Raw genomic sequence first — 15674 nt, 5'->3', positions numbered from 1 at the left:
TGGTTCTTGACGATCGGTAAGCGCAATCGTTCGCGGACCTCATCGCACTCGCCAAGTCTCAGGAAATGAGAAATGAAATTCATATGTTTTTGCTACTACGAGCCGAAGAAGTTCGATGCGATGACCCAAGACGACATCGAAGCGATGATGCGTGCCTGCAAGCCGCATGATGAGCAGCTGCATGCCGATCCCGGCCTGGAATTCGTCGCTTCACTGGCGTTTCCTTCGGAAGCGGCGATCATCCGTCCGGGCGAAGGTGCTCCGACGATCAGCCGTGGCGCCTATACTGACGGCCGCGAGCAGATCGGCGCCTTTTTCATCGTCGAGGCGGACGATCTCGAGGCCGCCACCGCGATCGCGGCGAAACACCCGGGCGGATATGTCGGCCAATACGTGGGCGGCGGCATCGAAGTCAGGCCCTGCGAACAGGTCGGCATCCTGAAGCGCAAGCAAGAATCCGCCACAAGGAGTGGTTGAGTGAGTATCGAAACGAATGCTTCGGGCGAAACGAAATATGCCCATGGCCATCGCTGGCAGGCGCTGATCGTCGTCTGCCTCGGCGTGCTGATGATCGTGCTCGATTCGACGGTCGTGAACGTCGCGCTGCCGTCGATCCGCGACGATCTCGGGTTCTCCGACGCCGCGCTGGCCTGGGTGGTGAATGCCTATCTGCTCACTTTCGGCGGCTTCATGCTGCTCGGCGGGCGGCTGGGCGATCTGTTCGGGCACCGACGCCTGTTCCTGATCGGCATCACGCTGTTCACACTGGCGTCGCTGGCATGCGGATTGGCCAATTCGCAGGCGTTCCTGGTGGCGGCACGTGCGATCCAGGGCTTCGGCGGCGCGGTCGTGACCGCGGTGGCGCTGTCACTGATCATGATGCTGTTCACCGAAACGGCCGAGCGCGCGAAGGCGATGGGCGTGTACAGCTTCGTCTGCGCGGGCGGCGGTAGCATCGGCGTACTGCTCGGCGGTCTGCTGACCAGCGCCCTGAACTGGCATTGGATCTTCCTGATCAACATCCCGATCGGCGCGGTGGTGTTCCTGCTGTCGCGGAATCTGCTGCCGGCCTCGCACAATGCGCCCGAAAGCCGCGAGCTGGACGTCGCTGGCGCCGTGACGGTGACGGTGTCGCTGATGCTGGCCGTATACGCGATCGTCAACGGCAACGAAGTCGGCTGGCTGACGGCCAGGACGCTTGGCATGCTCGCCGTTTCCGCGGTGCTGCTCGGTGCATTCCTATGGATCGAGGCACGCGTGCGCGTGCCACTGATGCCGCTGCGCCTGTTTGCCTCGCGCAATGTCAGCACGGCGAATGTTATCGGTGTGCTGTGGGCGGCGGGGATGTTCTCCTGGTTCTTCCTGTCCGCCCTCTACATGCAGCTGGTGCTCGGCTACGGGCCGATGCAGGTGGGATTGGCATTCCTGCCGGCGAACCTGATCATGGCGGCGTTCTCACTCGGACTGTCGGCCAAGCTGGTGATGCGCTTCGGAATCCGGGTGCCGCTGGCCGGTGGATTGATCCTGGCGACGGCGGGCTTGATGTTGTTCGCGCAGGCGCCGGTCGGCGGCAATTTCGTCGCCCACGTGCTGCCCGGCATGCTGCTGCTCGGATTGGGCGCTGGCATGGCCTTCAATCCGGTGTTGCTGGCGGCAATGAGCGACGTGCCGGCGGACGAATCCGGACTCGCTTCCGGCGTGGTCAACACGGCCTTCATGATGGGTGGCGCGCTCGGTTTGGCGGTGCTGGCCAGTCTTGCCTCGGCGCGTACCAGCTCAGCATTGGCGGGTGGTGCCGATCAGCTGGTCGCGCTCAACGATGGCTATCGCGTGGCGTTCCTGGTCGGTGCCTGCTTCGCCGCACTGGCGGCGATCCTTGGCGCCTTGTTGTTGAAGCCTGCGCCCACGGCCAATCCGGATGCCGAAGTCCCGGATTCGCCCGCAGCGTGACGCCGCGCCGGCACGTAATGCGTGCCGGCTTCGCTCATGAAGGGTGGGCAACGCATGTCCCGCATGCGCGCACGACATCTGAGAATCTGCTCGTCATTCCCGCCTTCGCGGGAATGACGAGCAAAGAGATGCTTTAAACCGTGGATTGGCTATTCGACGCAAGCCTGCGCGCGGTTCAGCAGCAGCTCGCGCTCGCGGGCGTTGCGCGTGAGTGACGCGGCACGTTCGAACTCCGCGCGCGCTTCATCCAGGCGGCCGAGTTTCTTCAGGAAATCGCCGCGAACACTTGGCAACAGGTGATAGTCCTTGAGCGCCGGCTCGGCTTGCAGCGTATCCACATGCGCCAGACCGGCCGCGGGACCATCGGCCATCGACAACGCCACGGAGCGATTGAGCTCGACGATGGGCGAGGGCATCACCTCGGCGAGTCTCGCGTAGAGCGCGGCGATGCGATGCCAGTCGGTCGCCTCCGCAGTCAATGCGCGCGCATGGCAGGCGGCGATCGCGGCTTGCAGCGCGTATGGACCATCGGTGCCGCCGAGGCGCTCTGCGCGCTGCAGTGCCTCGAGGCCGTGGTTGATCAGCAGTCGATCCCAGCGCGCGCGATTCTGCTCGAGCAGCAGCACCGGTTCGCCGGATGGCCCCGTGCGCGCACGCGTGCGCGAGGCCTGGATCTCCATTAGCGCGACCAATCCGTGGACTTCCGGTTCGCGCGGCGCAAGGCCGGCCAGCACGCGGCCGAGGCGCAAGGCTTCCTGGCACAGCGCCGGACGCATCCAGTCATCGCCTGCGGTCGCCGAATAGCCTTCATTGAAGATGAGATAGATCACGTGCAACACGGCGGCCAGGCGTTCGGCGAGTTCTTCGCCGCGCGGCACTTCGTATGGCACCTGTTTTTCGGAGAGCGTGCGCTTGGCGCGCACGATGCGCTGCGCGACGGTCGGTTCCGGCATCAGGAAGGCGCGCGCGATCTCGTCGGTGGTGAGGCCGCCAAGCAGGCGCAGCGTGAGCGCTACGCGGGCTTCCATGGGCAGCACGGGATGGCAGGCGGTGAAGATCAGCCGCAGCAGATCGTCGCCGATGTCGTCGTCGAGCGCGTCGATGGCGTCAGAGCCGGCCATGTCCTGCTCGGATTCCAACTCGTAGGCGATCTCCTCGTGCTTGCGCTGCTGCAGTTTGCTGCGGCGCAAGCGATCGATCGCGCGATGCTTGGCGGTCGCCATCAACCAGGCGCCGGGATTGTCGGGAACTCCGTCGTCCGGCCAGCGCTCCAGCGCCACGACCAGGGCATCCTGCGCCAGCTCTTCCGCCAGTCCGACGTCGCGCACCATGCGCACGAGACCGGCGATCAGGCGCGGCGATTCCATGCGCCAGACCGTATCGATGGTGCGGTGAATGTCGGCCGTCGTCATGGCGGCCGATCACAACATCATCGCTGGGTGCGCGCAAGTCCCGCATGGGTGTGAGACTCCGTGAATCGGTATGACGACTGTCCAAGAACGAAGCGTGGGATCAGCCGTTGCTTGCGATCTCGATGTTCAAGGGATTCCACCCCGGCACATGCCGGGGCGATCCGGTTTTGGCGATGCGCCGGCTCACGCCGGCGGCAGTTCGCACGGGCAGTTGATGAACCACGGCGTGCCGAAGCGATCGGACAGCATGCCGAAGCGCTTCGCCCAGAAGGTTTCGCCGAGCGGCATGACGATGTTTCCGTTTTCCGACAGCGCCTGGAAGATGCGTTCGGCTTCTTCGGGCGTATCGACCTCGACCGCGACATGCAGGCCTTGCGGTTTGTCGTAAGGCTGTCCGCAGTTGTCGGAAGCCATCAGCACCTGGTCGCCGACGATCAGGCAGGCGTGCATGATCTGGTCCTCGGCGCCCGGCGGTGCATGCTCGGCTGCCGGCGAATCGCGGAAGCTCATCATGGCTTGGATCTTGCCGCCGAAGGTCTTCGCGTAGAACTCGAACGCTTCGCGACAGTTGCCGTTGAAGGTGATGTAGGGATTGAATTGCATGGGAAGGATCTCCTGGATGGATGAGGGGAGGGAAATCAGAAGTTCTGGCCGATCTGCTCGCGCAGACGGTTTTCCTGTTCGCGTAGTTCCGGGGTGAATTCCTCGCCGAAATCCTCGGCTTCGAACAGCGGACGGATCTCGATGTCGCACGCTTCTTCGTGCGGATTGGGGCAGCGCTTCACCCACTCGATCGCCTCGTCCAGCGAGCGCACCTGCCAGATCCAGAAGCCGGCGACCAGTTCCTTGGTTTCGGCGAACGGGCCGTCGATGACGCTGCGGTTGTGGCCGGAGAAGTGGACGCGTGCGCCTTTCGAACTCGGATGCAGGCCTTCGCCGGCGAGCATGATGCCGGCCTTGACCAGCTCTTCGTTGTAGCGGCCCATGTCGGTGAGCAATTGCTGGCTGGGCAGGATGCCGGCTTCCGAACTCTGGGTGGCTTTGACGATGACTAGGACTCTCATGGCTGTCTCCTTGGGTGACTGGTGAACCGGCTTGATTGCCGGCTCTTGTCAGGGCGACGAGCGGAGAGAGGGCGGATCGACAATGCGATCGCTGATGTCCTGAATTGTTCAGCTAGTGTTTTGCTGGCCGGCGAGCAGGCTTGAAACAAGCAAGCACAAAAAAAGACCGGCGGCCCTCCAACCGCCGGTTGGCAATAGGCCGAACCCGGACAATCGTTACGGCTGGCAGACGTCATGGATAGCGGATGAGGTAGGGAGTGGCGACGAACGCCACGGAGGTTCCGCTAGCCATATCGATCGCCTGTCCTGTGATCCGACCGAAATCGTCGATGTCGTTGGCGGTGAGGATCGTTCCGTCGAAACTTGGCGAGAGCAGCGTGTTGAGGTCGGTCATCTTGCCGCTCTGCCACAGGAAGCCGACGCAGTGGTCGCCGGCATCGCAGGATTGGCCGACGACCTGCCGCCATTCGTTGATGCTGCTGCCCGAAGTGGAAGTGCCCGTGGATGAGGGCAGGAGCGCGATGCGATAGCGGACGACGAATGTGCCAGCAGTGCTCGTCTCGCTTCGCTCAGCGCCATGTGCGGCGCCAGCGAGCAATGCGGTCAGTGTCATGGCCAGCAGGGAGGATTTGCGGAGTGGCTTCATGAGGTCTCCTTCGGGCCAAGCGAACCCGTTGCGACAGCGCGAGGCCGTCGGAGTTGGAAAGAATGCCGTTGTGCCTGCGGCGCGATGAGGGGACATCGCGTGCGATCGTTATGCCGTGCCGGCACTCATCGCGCTGGCCGTTTTCGGACAAGTTTCCCCACAGGAAGCACCGCCGCTTCGCGAATGGAAGCGGCGGTTTGAAGGCGCCGGGTCAGGGATCGGTGACGATCTCGACGTCGTGGCCGCGCTGCGCGCGACGCGCCACCAGCCAGCCGAGCACCGCCGCGGCCAGCAACACCAACGCGGCGATCAGGAACGCGGCGCCGATGTGCGGGAACGGCGCATCGGGCCCGACGGATGCGGCATACACCGCACCGAAGAACAGTGGCGACAACACGCCGGCGATACTGCCGACGCTGTGGTTGGCGCCCTGCAACTGTCCCTGTTCCGACTCCGAAACGCGCTGCGTCATCAGTGATTGCAGCGTCGGCATCGCCAGCGTCCATAGCGCGTTCGGGAACAGCGCCAGGGTGAAGGCCAGGCCGGTCGGCGCCAGTCCCATGCAGGCGATGCCGACGGTGCCGGCGAACAGGCCGAATACCATCACCTTGCGATCGCCGAAACGCTTCACCGCGGGACCGGTGAGCACACCCTGCACGATCAGCTCGAGCACGCCCGCCAACGCGAGCATCAGACCGACCTGCCACGCTCCCAGTCCGTAGCGATGCCCCGCGTACAGCACGAACACCGCGGAGAACACGTGGTGGGAGAAGTAGAGCAGGAAGTTGACGGTGGCCAGCCCGGTCAGTTCCGGATGCGAGCGCAGCAACCGCAACGCGCCGAGCGGGTTGGCGCGTTTCCACGAGAAGGTCATGCGCCGTTCCTTCGGCAACGATTCCGGCAGGATGAAAGCGCCGTAGAGGAACGCCATGGCGCTCATCGCCGCCGCTACCCAGAACGGCGCACGCGGCGACCATTCGCCGAGCACGCCGCCCAGCAACGGACCGGCGACGAAGCCGGCGCTGAACGCAGCACCGACCAGGCCGTAGCCGCGCGCACGATTCTCCGGCGTGGTGACGTCGGCCATGTAGGCGTACACGGTGGTGAAGCTGGCGGAAGTGACGCCGGCAATGATGCGGCCCAGGGCCAGCCACCATAGGTTCGGCGCCAGTGCCATCAGCATGTAGTCGGCGGCGAGGCCTGCGGTCGACAGCAGGATGACCGGGCGCCGGCCGTACTGATCAGACAAAGAGCCGATGACGGGCGACGCCACGAATTGCATGAACGCCCACAGCGCCACGAAGACGCCATTGATGATGCCGGCGCGTGAGCTATCGCCAGCGAATTGTTCGATGAGAGGGGGCAGAACGGGGATGACGATCCCCATCGCCACGATGTCGAGCATCGCGGTGACGAGGATGAACGCGATCGCCGCCTTGCCGGCGCGAAAGGCAGGAATAGACATGATGGATTTGTTTCCGAAAGGCGTGCGGCGACACCGCACACGGGAAGTGCGCTTCAGCGGGATTCAGTGCTGAGACGTGCTGACCAGCGGAGCTGGTAGGCGACCTGAGGCGGGATTGCCTGCGTCAGGCGCGGATGCGGACACTTTGCATGAAGGCTTCCTCGGCGAAGCGAGCGGCGATCATACAGAAGGCGCGCGGTACATGGGAAGTCCCGCGCGGAGGCCGTTTATTGAAATGCAGGAGTCTTGATGACGAGGTGGAGGCACATGCTCAGGCGGTCGGATCGACGCGCAGCACCAGCTTGCCGCGATGACTGCCGTCGAACAGGCGGTTGAGCACGAGCGGCGCGTTCTCCAGGCCGTCCGCGACGGTTTCCTCGGTCTTGAGCTTGCCGTCGCGCAGCCATCCGCTGATCGCCTGCACGGCTTCCTTCGCGTGCTTGTAGTCCAGGATGAGAAAGCCGCGGATGGTTAGGCGCTTGAAGATCGCGACGCTGAAATCGTCGGTGGGGCGGCTGTCACTGTTGTAGTTGGCGATCACGCCGCACAGCGCGACGCGGCCGCCGATCACCATGCGCGAGAGCACGGCGCGCATGATCTCGCCGCCGACGTTCTCGAAGTTCACATGCACGCCATCGGGCGTGGCGGCCTTGAGCGCCTGTTTCCAGTCGGCGGCCTTGTAGTCGACGGCGGCGTCGAATCCGAGTTCCTCGACCAGATAACGGCACTTGTCGGCGCCGCCGGCGATACCGACCACGCGCGCGCCGTGGATCTTGCCGATCTGTCCAGCGATCGAACCGACCGAGCCGGCGGCGGCGGAGACCACCAGCGTTTCGCCGGGCTGCACCGGCGCGATTTCGGTCAGGCCGTAGTAGGCGGTCATTCCGCTCATGCCGCAGGCGCCAAGCAGGGTGGGCAGGGGCAGTCCCGGTTGCGCGGGGAATTTGACGTAACCCTGCGCCTTATCCTCATGGAACAGCGCGTAGTCCTGCCAGCCCAGCAAGCCTTGCACCAGATCGCCTTCGGCGTAGCGCGCGGACTTCGATGCAACCACGCGGCCGATGCCCGCGGCGCGCATCACCTCGCCGATCGCCACCGGCGGCATGTACTGCGGGATATCACGCATCCAAACCCGGTTGGTCGGGTCCATCGACAGGTACAGCACGCGCACCAGCACTTCGCCGTCCTTGAGTTCGGGCAAAGGCTGCTCGACGAGATCGAAATCCTCCTTGCGGACCGCGCCTTCGGGACGGGTTTTCAGGCGCAATTGGCGGTTGGTTGTGGACATGGCAGGGTTCGCAGTTGGAGGGATCAGGAATGCAGGAAGTCATGCACCGCGCGTGTGAATGCGGGCGCCGATTCCACATTGGTCAAATGGCGGCCGGGAAGTTCGAGATAACGGCCATTCTTCACGTGTTCGGCTATGAAACGCAGGTCGACGGGAGGCGTGGTGGTGTCGTCGCTGCCGGCGATGGCCAGGAGCGGCGCCGCGATCTCCGACAGGTCGTGGCGGAAGTCGGTCGCGATGAGGACCTCGCAAAAAGCGGCATATATCTCGGGAGGCATGGCGCGCAGCGGGGCCACGAGTGCCTGTATGCGGGCGGGATGGGTTTCCGTGAAGGCATCGGTAAACCATCGCGATGGCGTCGCCGCCGCGATGCCGTCCAGGCCGTGCTCGCGCAGCTGCGCGATGCGGGCGCGCCAGGCTTCCGTGCTGCCGATCTTCGCCGCCGTGCTACAGACGATCATACGGCCGATACGTTGCGGTGCCTGCAGCGCCAGCCACTGTCCGACCAGCCCGCCAAGCGACAGGCCGCAGAAATGGGTGCGCTCGATCCCGAGCACGTCGAACAATGCCAGCACATCGTGGCCGAGATTGGCGATGGTCCACGGTGGCGGTGGCGCGATCGAACGGGCATGTCCGCGACAGTCGTAGCGCAGAATGCGGAAATGCTGGCCAAGCACATCGATTTGGTCGTCCCACATGTGCAGATCGGTGCCGATCGAATTGCATAGGGTCAGCCACGGGCGATCGGCGAGACCGTCGACTCGGTAATGCAGGCCGTACTGCGTAAGCGCGAGGAATGGCATGTCGAGGGGGGAATAGAACGAGAAAAAAGAAAGAGATTAGATCGCGCGTGCGCCGCCGTCGATGACAAGTTCAGCGGCGGTGACGTAGCGGCTTTCATCGGAAGCGAGATAGATCGCGGCATAGGCCACGTCGTCCGGATCGCCGAGCCGGCGCATCGGGATGCCGCGCACCAGCTTGCGAGTGGCTTCCTCCTCGCCCAGTTGCTGGAAGAACGGCTCCACGATGCCGGTACGGATGAAGGCAGGATGGATCGAATTGCAACGCACGTCGATCTTCTGTCGCGCGCAATCCACGGCGATGGATTTGCTCAACGAGGCCACCGCGGCTTTCGATGCGTTGTAGGCGGTGTAGTCGGGCTCGATCTTGAAGGCGGCGAGCGAGGAAATATTGACGATCGATGCCGGCTGCCGTTCGCGCAGATAGGGCAGGGCGTGCTTGCAGCTGAAGACGATGCTCTCCACGTTCACCGCCATCACGCGACGCCATTCCTTTTGCTCGATCTGCTCGATCCGGCCCATCGAACCGGTTCCGGCATTGTTGACCAGGATCGAGAGCCCGCCCATGACTGCGTTCGCCTCGCTCAACAAAGCCTCCCAGACCGCTTCGTCTCGGACATCCTGCGCGGCGGCCCACGCGACTTGTGCCCCTGCTTCGGCATTGATGGCGTCGGCGACTTCGGCGACGCGCGCGCTGTCGAGGTCGGTGATGAACAGCTTGGCCCCCTGCAGAGCGAAGCGCTGCGCGATGGCACGGCCCAGCCCGCCGGCGGCGCCGGTGATGAAGGCCTGTTTACCGGCAAGACGTGGCGCGATGGATTGTGGCATTCGAAAATCTCCGGATGGAGTGACGAAGAGGGGCAGGCAGAGAGAATCAGACGGAGAGATAACCGCCATCGACATTGAGCACGGCGCCGGTGGTGTACGAGGATGCCGGCGAGGCGAAATACAGCACTGCGCCGGCCATTTCAGATGGTTGCGCCACGCGCCGCATCGGCACGTGCGCGAGCGCGAGCTTGAGGATCTCAGGCGTGTTCACCAGCACGGATGCGAACTTGGTGTCGGTCAGTCCAGGCAGCAAGGCATTGCAGCGCACGCCGGCCGAAGCGCATTCCACCGCGAAGGCCTTGGTCATCGAAATCACCGCGGCCTTGGTGATCGAGTAGATGCCTTGCTGAAAACCGGGCACCACGCCGTTGACCGAGGCCACGTTGACGATGGAGCCGCCGCCGTTCGCGGCCATGAGCTTCGCGGCGTTGGCGGACATGTAGAAATAGCCGCGGATGTTCACGTCCACCGTTTTCTGGAACACGCCGGGATCGGTGTCCACAATCGGCCCGAAGTAGGGATTGGTCGCGGCGTTGTTGACCAGGACATCGAGCCGGCCATGTTTTGCCGTGAGCGCGGCGAACAGGGTATCGATCTGCGCCGGCTCGCCGATGTGACAGGCGACGGCCTCGGCCGCGCCGCCCGCGCTAGTGATCTCGTCGACGACTTTCTGGCAATCATCCTGTTTGCGGCTGGACACGATCACGTGCGCGCCCTTGGCGGCGAGCAGTTTGGCGATCTCTGCACCGATACCACGGCTGGCGCCGGTGACGAGGGCGATCTTGCCGCTGAGGTCGAAGGGATCGGAGAAGGAAGCGTCGGTCATGGCAGTGGTTCCAAAGGAATCGATCAGCGATAGGTGATCAGTCGTGCATCTTCCGCATCGGCCAGATGCGGCCAGGCGTTGTAGGTGATCAGTTGCGCGCCGCCGCGCCGGAAGCGGATGCGGGTGATGCCGGTGTTCACGAGATTCCAGCTGAGCGAGAACGTGCGCTCGACCGGCGCGCCGAGGAGCTCAGTGGCGATCACTGCGATCGGACCGCCGGAGGTAAAGGCCCAGATTTCGCGGGCAGGATGTTCGGAAAGTGTTCGCAGCGCGGAGAGCGTCTCCCGGCGGAAATCCGGCCAGCTCCGAGCATACTCGTGATCGTGGTTGCCGCCGCTCCAGCGCGCCACCGCTTCGGTGAACATTTCCTGGAAGGCGCGATGCGGATCGGCATGGCTGCGCAGTTCGCGGGAAAAGCCGTCGTAGTCGGCGAGGTCGGGGCGGTGACGCTTCAACACTTCGACGTGGTCGAGTTCGTCCAGGCCGGCGAGTTCCAAGCGTGGAAGATCGGTGGTCCCCGAGGTCTCGAGACACAGCGCGGCGGTGCGTGCATGCCGCTGCATGCGTCCGGTCGCGACCAGTTGCGCGGTGGCGCCACTGCGTGCGAGCCAGGCGCCGAGCCGGCGTGATTGTTCCTCGCCCGTGTCCGATAATTTGTCGTAATCGGCCGCGCCGAAGCTGGCCTGGCCGTGCCGGATGAGGAGCAGATCGGCCATCGCTACAGATCCGAACCCGCGATCACGTTGCGGCACCGATGGCCCATGTAGCGCGCGGCCTGTCCGAAGCCGGCGAACTGCGGGTTGGTGGTCTGGCCGAGCACGAAGCGGCGGTAGATCTGCTGGATGATCACCATCAGCCGGAACAGGCCGAACACTTCGTAGAAATCAAACACGCCCACGTCGCGACCAGTGCGTGTGGCGTAGTAGTCGACGATCTCGCGGCGGCCGAGCATGCCGGGCGCGTTGGTCGGTTGGCGACGGAACATCTGGAAGGTGTCGTCGTCATCGGCCTGTACCCAGTAGGCGAGGGAGCCGCCGAGATCCATCAGGGGATCGCCGAGCGTCGCCATTTCCCAATCGAGAACTCCAACGATGGACAAGGGATGATCAGGGTCGAGCACGACGTTGTCGAAGCGGTAATCGTTGTGGATCACGCAGATCGCGGTTTCGCGCGCGGGCTGTTTTTCAGATAGCCACGTCAGCACGTCCTCGCAGGCATCGGTGCCCTCGGTGAGCGACTGCCGCCAGCGCTCGCTCCAGCCGGCGACCTGACGCGCGACGTAGCCTTCGCCCTTGCCTAGGGCGGCGATGTCCGGTGCGTGCGCGCCGATGTCATGCAATTCGATCAGGCGATCGACGAAGCCGGTGCACAAACGGCGCACGCCGTTTGCATCCAGGCCAAGCCCTTCGGGCAGGTCGCGGCGCAGGATCACACCGCGCAGCCGTTCCATCACATAGAAATCCTGTCCGATCACATCGGGATCGTCGCAACTGGCCAGGATCGTCGGTACAAGGGGATAGTGCGGCTTCAGCGCCGCCATCACCCGCGCCTCGCGCAGCATGTCGTGCGCGGATTTGGCTTTCACGCCGGCGGGCGGGCGGCGCAGGACGAGTTCGCGATCGCCATAGCGCAGCAGATAAGTCAGATTCGATGCGCCACCGGGAAACTGGCGCAGTTCCGGATCGCCCGACAGGCCTTCGATGCGATCCTTGAGGAAGGCATCGACGCGGGCGAGATCGAACGCATCCTCTTCGCGTACCGGGCGGGCCTGGTCGATCGCGATCTCCGCGGTCATGCCCGCGCTCCCAATTGCTGCGCTTCTGATTGTTGCCGGATTTCGAGTTTGGCGACCACGGCGCGATGCACTTCATCGGGGCCGTCGGCGAGTCGCAGCACACGCGCGTAGGTGTAGAGCGCCGCGAGCGGGAAGTCGTTCGACAGGCCGGCGGCGCCGTGGATCTGGATCGCCGCATCGGCGGCACGCTGCGCCACCGCCGGCACCACGACCTTGATCTGCGAAACCAGGCTCAGCGCCGCCTTCGGGCCTTGCGTGTCGATCGTCCATGCGGCTTTCAGCGTGAGCAGCCGTGCCTGCTCGATCGTCATGCGCAGGTCGGCGATGAGATCGGCGTTGCCGCCGAGCCGGATCAGTGGCTGGCCGAATGCCTGCCGGTCCGCCGCGCGCGTGCATAGCAGGGCAAGTGCGCGTTCGGCGGCGCCCAACGCGCGCATGCAATGGTGGATGCGGCCCGGCCCCAATCGGCCCTGGGCGATTTCGAAGCCGCGGCCAGGCCCGAGGATGATGTGGGTGGCCGGCAAGCGCACATCGGTGAAGCTCACTTCGCCATGGCCGAATGGTTCGTCGTAGGTGTTGAATACTGGCAGCATGCGTTCGATCTTCACACCCGGTGCGTCGAGCGGGCAGATCACCATCGCATGTCGGCGATGCGGTTCGGCCTCCGGATTACTCAGGCCCATGAAGATCACGAAGCGGCAGTTCGGATGGCCGATGCCGGTGGACCACCATTTGCGGCCGTTGAGCACTACGTCGTCGCCATCGACGACGGCGGTCGCCTGCATGTTGGTGGCATCGGAGGAGGCGACCTGCGGCTCGGTCATGCAGAAGGCCGAGCGGATTTCACCGTTCAACAGCGGTGCCAGCCATTGCTGTTTTTGTTCGGGCGAACCGTAGCGGGCCAGCACTTCCATGTTGCCGGTGTCCGGCGCATTACAGTTGAAGACCTCGGGCGCGATGAAGGAGTGGCCCATGATCTCGGCCAGCGGCGCGTAATCGACATTGCTCAGGCCGATGTCGCCGTGATCGCCTTCGGATGAAGATTCACTCGGCAGGAACAGATTCCACAGCCCGGCCGCGCGAGCCTTTGCCTTCAGCTCCTCCATCACCGGCGGTTGCCGCCAGAGGCGCCAGTCGTCTCCGCCGGCCAGTTGGGCGGCATGGGTGGCTTCGGCCGGCAGGATTTCCTCCTGCATGAAGCGCAGCAGGCGCGCGCTGATGGCTCGGCAATGGTCGGACGGGGAGAACTCCATGGCGCTCGGCTCCGGTTGACGCGATCGAGCCTACGCCGGTTCCTGTCATCCATGAAATGAATATGTTTTATGCGGGGTCATTCGCATGGATAATGAGTGGATGGCCAGCCCGGACAGCCGCGTCGACCTCAACCTGTTCCGTATCCTGGATGCGGTCTACGTGCACGGCGGCATCGGCGCCGCGGCGCGTGCGCTGCATCTCACCCAGCCGGCGGTCACGCATGCGTTGAACCGGCTACGCGCGCATTTCGACGATCCGCTGTTCGTGCGACAGGGCAATCGCATGTTTCCCACCGAGCGCACGCGCGCGGTGATCGCCGAAGTGCAGGTGCATCTGAAAGGATTGCAGGCCGCTTCGCGCATCCGCGCCGACTTCGATCCGGCCGTGCTGGAGATGGAATTCTCGGTGGGGTTCCGCGACGCGCTGGAATCGATCGCATTGCCGCCGCTGCTCGCGCAACTGGCGCGATCGTCGCCGCGGTTGCGGCTGGTGAGCCGACGGGTCGCGGTTGGCGAGATCGAGCGCGAATTGAGTATCGGCCGGGTGGATCTGGTGATCGATCGCCGGCTTCCCGTGGGGCCGCGTCTGATCACCGATTACCTGATCGACGATACCCTGGTGGTGGCGATGCGCCGGGAGCATCCATTGGCCGCGGGTGCCTTGCGCCGCGCCGATTATCTCGGTGCGCAACACGTCGCGGTGTCACTGCTCGGCGAACCGCACACGCTCGACGTGCTGTTGGGGCAGAGCGGGCTGTTCCGTGCGATTCGTCTGGTGTGCCAGCACTATTTCGCGGCCTGTCAGGTCGTCGCCGGCAGCGATCTGCTGCTGACGTTGCCGCAGTCGTACGCGAATCATCTTTCCGGCCAGTTGCCGATCGTGATGCGGCCGTTGCCGCTACGCGTCAAACCTTTTCCGATCCTGGCCTACTGGCACGAATCACGACAGCACGATCAGGCGCATGCCTGGTTCCGCGGACAAGTAATCGACATCATCCGCGGCGCGACGGGAACCTCCGCCGGCGGCCGGACATAGCGGTCGCCGGATAACCGGATCGCGCGTCAGTACAGCACGCGCGTCTTCAGCGTTCCTGGAATCTCCGACAGTGCCGCGCGCAGCTCTCCGGCTTGCGCTTGATCGGCGGTCACGTCGATCACCACGTAGCCGACCTTGGAGTCGGTGCGTAGGAACTGGCCGTCGATGTTGATGTTGCGCTTGCTGAAGATGTCGTTGATCTGCGACAGCACGCCGGGCACGTTGCGATGGATGTGCAGCAGGCGATGGCTGGCGGCGTGCTCGGGCAGGGTGACCTCGGGGAAGTTCACCGCCGAGAGCGTGCTGCCGTTGTCGCTGTAGCGCACCAGTTTCGCGGCCACTTCCACGCCGATGTTGTCCTGCGCTTCCAGCGTGCTGCCACCGACGTGCGGGGTGAGAATGGTGTTGTCGCGGCCGCGCAGCGGCGATTCGAAGGCGTCGTCGTTGCCTTTCGGTTCCACCGGGAACACATCCACCGCCGCGCCGCCGATGTGGCCGGACTGCAGCGCCGTCGCCAGCGCGTCGATATCGACCACGGTGCCGCGCGAAGCATTGATCAGGTGTGCGCCGGGGCGCATGCGCGCGATCTGCTTGGCGCCGAACATCAGCTTCGTGGCCGGCGTTTCCGGCACGTGCAGCGTGACCACGTCGGAGCGTTGCAGCAGGTCGTCGAGATCGGTCGACGGGCGTGCGTTGCCGAGCGAGAGCTTGGTCTCGATGTCGTGGAACAGCACCTGCATGCCGAGCGACTCGGCCAGCACACCGACCTGGGTGCCGATGTGGCCGTAACCGACGATGCCGATGGTCTTGCCGCGCGCCTCGTGACTGCCGGCGGCCGATTTCGACCAGCCGCCGCGATGGCATTCGGCGGATTTCTGCGGGATGCCGCGCAGCAGCATGATTGCCTCGGCTACGACCAGTTCGGCCACGCTGCGGGTGTTGGAGTAAGGGGCGTTGAAGACGGGGATGCCCGCCAGTTCCGCCGCGTCGGTGTCGACTTGGTTGGTGCCGATGCAGAAGCAGCCGATCGCGAGCAGGCGCCGCGCCTCGGCCAGTACCTCCGCGCTCAGGTGAGTGCGCGAGCGGATGCCGATGAAGTGGGCGTCGACGATGCGGCGCTTGAGTTCGTCTTCCGGGAGCGACTTGGCGTGTTGCTCGATCTGGGTGTAGCCGGCGGCCTGGAAGGTCTCGACGGCGGTGGGGCTGATGCCTTCGAGGAGGAGGATGCGGATGTCGCGTTTGGGGTAGGACGTTTTTTTCATCGTCTGCTTTTGTTGTTGCTGTTGTTTTTTGCTCGTCATTCCGGCGAAA

16 protein-coding genes are annotated in these 15674 nt (G+C 64.4%); 3 read left to right on the top strand and 13 right to left on the bottom strand.

What is annotated here, in order from left to right; all coding sequences use genetic code 11:
* The first annotated feature begins 72 nt into the window (after positions 1-72).
* Positions 73-477: a YciI family protein gene (locus LG367_RS07705; RefSeq protein WP_226468664.1), complete on the top strand. Its 405-nt coding sequence runs from the start codon at positions 73-75 to the stop codon at positions 475-477.
* Positions 478-1950: an MFS transporter gene (locus LG367_RS07700; RefSeq protein WP_226468663.1), complete on the top strand. Its 1473-nt coding sequence runs from the start codon at positions 478-480 to the stop codon at positions 1948-1950.
* Positions 1951-2099: 149 nt separating this feature from the next.
* Here LG367_RS07700 and LG367_RS07695 read toward each other — a convergent pair whose 3' ends face one another.
* From LG367_RS07695 to LG367_RS07640, 12 genes are all read right to left on the bottom strand, one after another.
* Complete coding sequence (locus LG367_RS07695; RefSeq protein WP_226468662.1) at positions 2100-3362, bottom strand: RNA polymerase sigma factor; 1263 nt, start codon at positions 3360-3362, stop codon at positions 2100-2102.
* A 183-nt stretch (positions 3363-3545) separates the two neighbouring features.
* The gene (locus LG367_RS07690; RefSeq protein ID WP_226468661.1) at positions 3546-3965 is read right to left on the bottom strand and encodes a VOC family protein; all 420 of its coding nucleotides are present in this window, start codon (positions 3963-3965) and stop codon (positions 3546-3548) included.
* Between the two features lie 35 nt (positions 3966-4000).
* Positions 4001-4426: a YciI family protein gene (locus LG367_RS07685; protein WP_226468660.1), complete on the bottom strand. Its 426-nt coding sequence runs from the start codon at positions 4424-4426 to the stop codon at positions 4001-4003.
* A 232-nt stretch (positions 4427-4658) separates the two neighbouring features.
* On the bottom strand, positions 4659-5072 hold the full coding sequence (locus LG367_RS07680) for a hypothetical protein (protein WP_226468659.1): 414 nt from the start codon (positions 5070-5072) through the stop codon (positions 4659-4661).
* 211 nt (positions 5073-5283) lie between these two features.
* Positions 5284-6537: a TCR/Tet family MFS transporter gene (locus tag LG367_RS07675; protein ID WP_226468658.1), complete on the bottom strand. Its 1254-nt coding sequence runs from the start codon at positions 6535-6537 to the stop codon at positions 5284-5286.
* A gap of 271 nt (positions 6538-6808) precedes the next feature.
* Positions 6809-7825 carry an NADP-dependent oxidoreductase gene (locus LG367_RS07670; RefSeq protein ID WP_226468657.1) on the bottom strand — a complete coding sequence of 339 codons (1017 nt, stop codon included), beginning with the start codon at positions 7823-7825 and terminating at the stop codon, positions 6809-6811.
* 23 nt (positions 7826-7848) lie between these two features.
* Complete coding sequence (gene pcaD, locus LG367_RS07665; RefSeq protein ID WP_226468656.1) at positions 7849-8628, bottom strand: 3-oxoadipate enol-lactonase; 780 nt, start codon at positions 8626-8628, stop codon at positions 7849-7851.
* A 36-nt stretch (positions 8629-8664) separates the two neighbouring features.
* Entirely contained in the window at positions 8665-9453 is a 789-nt protein-coding gene (locus LG367_RS07660) for an SDR family oxidoreductase (protein WP_226468655.1), read from the bottom strand.
* A 46-nt stretch (positions 9454-9499) separates the two neighbouring features.
* On the bottom strand, positions 9500-10279 hold the full coding sequence (locus LG367_RS07655) for an SDR family oxidoreductase (RefSeq protein ID WP_226468654.1): 780 nt from the start codon (positions 10277-10279) through the stop codon (positions 9500-9502).
* 23 nt (positions 10280-10302) lie between these two features.
* A complete protein-coding gene (locus LG367_RS07650; RefSeq protein ID WP_226468653.1) occupies positions 10303-10995 on the bottom strand; it encodes a histidine phosphatase family protein in 693 nt (230 codons plus the stop codon).
* A gap of 2 nt (positions 10996-10997) precedes the next feature.
* Entirely contained in the window at positions 10998-12074 is a 1077-nt protein-coding gene (locus LG367_RS07645) for a phosphotransferase family protein (RefSeq protein WP_226468652.1), read from the bottom strand.
* Complete coding sequence (locus LG367_RS07640) at positions 12071-13327, bottom strand: acyl-CoA dehydrogenase family protein (protein ID WP_226468651.1); 1257 nt, start codon at positions 13325-13327, stop codon at positions 12071-12073. Before LG367_RS07640 ends, LG367_RS07645 begins: the two co-directional genes overlap by 4 nt.
* Before the next feature lie 100 nt (positions 13328-13427).
* Between LG367_RS07640 and LG367_RS07635 the strand changes: the two genes are divergently transcribed.
* Positions 13428-14363, top strand: coding sequence for a LysR family transcriptional regulator (locus LG367_RS07635; protein WP_226468650.1), 936 nt, complete (start codon positions 13428-13430; stop codon positions 14361-14363).
* A 26-nt stretch (positions 14364-14389) separates the two neighbouring features.
* On the opposite strand, the gene serA is transcribed toward LG367_RS07635, so the two are convergent.
* On the bottom strand, positions 14390-15625 hold the full coding sequence (gene serA / locus LG367_RS07630; protein WP_226468649.1) for a phosphoglycerate dehydrogenase: 1236 nt from the start codon (positions 15623-15625) through the stop codon (positions 14390-14392).
* Positions 15626-15674: the final 49 nt, after the last annotated feature.

The organism is Luteimonas panaciterrae (genome assembly GCF_020511115.1).
Classification (GTDB): Bacteria; Pseudomonadota; Gammaproteobacteria; order Xanthomonadales; family Xanthomonadaceae; genus Luteimonas; species Luteimonas panaciterrae.
The sequence above is the reverse complement of the archived record's forward strand: the minus strand, read 5'-3'. Positions and strand labels throughout refer to the sequence as shown.